The organism is Moritella sp. (assembly GCF_033791185.1).
GTDB lineage: Bacteria > Pseudomonadota > Gammaproteobacteria > Enterobacterales > Moritellaceae > Moritella.
In genome coordinates, this window is the sequence record NZ_JASJHF010000034.1 from 1 (window position 1) to 3,000 (window position 3,000).

The 3,000-nt window shown below is 43.2% G+C and carries 1 protein-coding gene; it reads left to right on the forward strand.

Annotated features, from left to right (window positions below; all coding sequences use genetic code 11):
- A partial coding sequence (locus QNK26_RS02225; RefSeq protein WP_319220633.1) for a thrombospondin type 3 repeat-containing protein occupies positions 1-2,775 on the forward strand: 2,775 nt, incomplete at its 5' end.
- Positions 2,776-3,000: the final 225 nt, after the last annotated feature.

Below are 3,000 nucleotides of genomic sequence, written 5' to 3' on the forward strand. Positions count from 1 at the left end.
CCACTAACCATTCTTACCCTTTTTGGAGACACACCAAAAGCATTAACTGTCTCACCTGATGGAAGTACTGTCTATGCGGCAGTATTTAAATCAGGAAACCAAACGACGGTTCTGCACGAACAGGTTGTTTGTGACAATGGAGTCGCTATTCCCTGTACGATAAAAACGGGTGAAGTTAATGGTGTAGGGAAATTGCCGTTTCCAAATCCGGTTACAATAAGTGGTAATACTTCACCAGAGACCGGTTTAATTATTAAATTTAACGGTAGTCAGTGGGTAGATGAATTAAATATTGACTGGTCTAGTCTGGTTCGTTTTAGTCTACCTGACAGAGACGTATTCGCAATTAATGCTAATGGTGGGCCAGTCGCGCAAACAGCGTCTTATTCAGGGGTAGGGACTGTGTTATTTAATATGGCTGTTAATCCCGTTTCAGGAAAAGTTTATGTGGCAAATACTGAAGCAATTAACGAGGTACGGTTTGAAGGCCCAGGTTCATCGTCAACAACAGTTCAAGGACATCTGCACGAAGCCAGAATTACAGTAATTGATCCTGGTACTGGTTCTGTAACCCCCATTCATTTAAACAAACACATTAACTATAATATTTCGCCTGCACCAGCTGGCGTCAGTGATGACTCATTAGCTATACCGAAGGGAATGGCGGTTACAGCTGATGGTTCAACATTATATGTGGCGGCCAAGGGTTCGGCGAAAATCGGTGTATTTAATACTGTTTCTTTTGAGAATAATTCTTTTACTCCAGATTCTGCAAATCACATTACCTTGAGTGCTGGTGGTCCTGGTGGTCTGTTTTTAGATGAGACAAATGATCGTATCTACGTGACCACTCGATTTGATAATGCAATTTCAGTAGTAGACACCACAACTGCGACAGAAATAAGTCATATCGCCTTACATAACCCGGAACCTCCGAGTGTCATTGCTGGTAGGCAGTTTTTATACGACGCTAAGCAGACTTCAAGTAATGGTGAAGCGTCTTGCGCAAGTTGTCATATAGAAGGGGATAAAGATGAATTGGCGTGGGATCTAGGTAATCCTGATGGTGTAGTTATTCCAAACAACAATCCCATTAGTTTTATAGCTACTGGTGCAGATTTTCATCCAGTAAAGGGACCTATGGTTACGCAAACATTCCGTGGTATGGCTAATCATGGCCCTATGCACTGGCGTGGTGATAGAAGTGGTGCAAATGAAGGTGGTGATGCTCTTGACGAAGATTTGGCATTCAAAACATTCAATGTGGCTTTTGAAGGCTTATTAGGTCGTACAGGTCCTATCTCAGCAGCTCAGATGCAGGCTTATACCGACTTTGTTCTCCAGATTACACCACCACCCAACCCAATTCGCAATCTTGATAATTCACTAACAACTGACCAACAGGCGGGTCACGATTATTACGTTGGTGATTTCAATAGTGACCTCGTTACCAATTGTAATGGCTGTCATGTATTGGATCCTGCGTCCGGTTTTTTTGGAACCAGTGGATTGATGAGCTTTGAAGGTGCGTTACAAGATTTAAAAGTCCCGCAACTTCGAAACATGTATGAAAAAGTTGGTATGTTTGGAATGGCAGATATTCCATTTAATAACAGTGGTGATAATGGGTATAAAGGTGATCAAATTCGTGGATTTGGATTTACCCACGATGGATCTGTTGACACCCTGGAAAGATTTCATAATGCGGTACTGTTTGATTTTACTCTTTCTGATGCCGACCCAGACGTGCTGCGCAAACAAATGGTTCAGTTTATGTTCGCATTTGATTCGAATTTAAAGCCAATAGTTGGGCAGCAGGTGACACTATCGACAATAACCCCGAATAGTGGCGTTATAAGAGAGCGTGTTGATCTGCTCCTTTCACGCTGGGGAGATGCTGACATTATCGTTAAAATGAACATCGCAGGTGAAAAACGTGGTGCTTATTATGTTGGCGGTCATACGTTCCAGATGGACACAACGATAACAGGACCAACAACGATGACTGATTTACAAATACGTGCACTTGCGCTTACGGTAGGACAGGAGGTGACTTACACTGCAGTGCCTCCGGGTTCAGGTTATCGATTGGGGGTAGACCGTGATGAAGATGGCTTCATGGATTATGATGATAATTGCCCTGCAAATTACAATTCTGGTCAGGAAGATGGCGATGGTGATGGTATAGGCAACGCATGTGAACAACCAGATTTCGATAGTGATAGTGTTCCGGATGCGATTGATAACTGTCCGGTAGATTCAAATGTAAGTCAGCTTGATACCGACAATGATGGAGCAGGGGATGCCTGTGATCTTGATGATGACAATGATGGTTTAAGTGATTTATTAGAACAAAGCATCGGTAGCAATACATTACTACTTGATACAGACGATGACGGCCTCAGTGATTACGCAGAAGTTAATTATGACGGTAATCCGGCAACGTATATTGCCGGTACCGACTTAAATCCGTTATTGGCCGATACCGATGCTGATGGGTATGACGATGACGTTGAAGTCTATATCGGTAGTGACCCACTTGATAAACAGAGTATCCCGGCTGATGGAGACATCAACGGTGACGATACTGTTAATGTAATCGACCTGCTGCTGGCCACACAAGCGGCTCTTGGTTTAAAAACACTAACAGCTGATGAACAATTACGTGGCGATGTTGCGCCATTGAATAGCGGCGTACCAGTACCAGATGGTCTGTTTAATACAGCTGACCTGCTTCTTATTCAAAGAAAAGTATTTGGATTGGTCAACTTTTAGCAAATTATCACGAGTACGGTTTTTATAAACTGAGTAGCCTTCCCAGTGTTATCCCGTTCCATGGCGCGCCGCCTTTACGTGCACAGTCGCATTAAGTGCACATAATAAATCAGATATTGGTTATTGCAATCATGCAAATCTGGCTGGTGCCCTGCTGTACAGGCTGATAGATTGCGAATCCCATCATAGCCATTCCGTTATTTGAGGACAATGTTGGTATGCCCC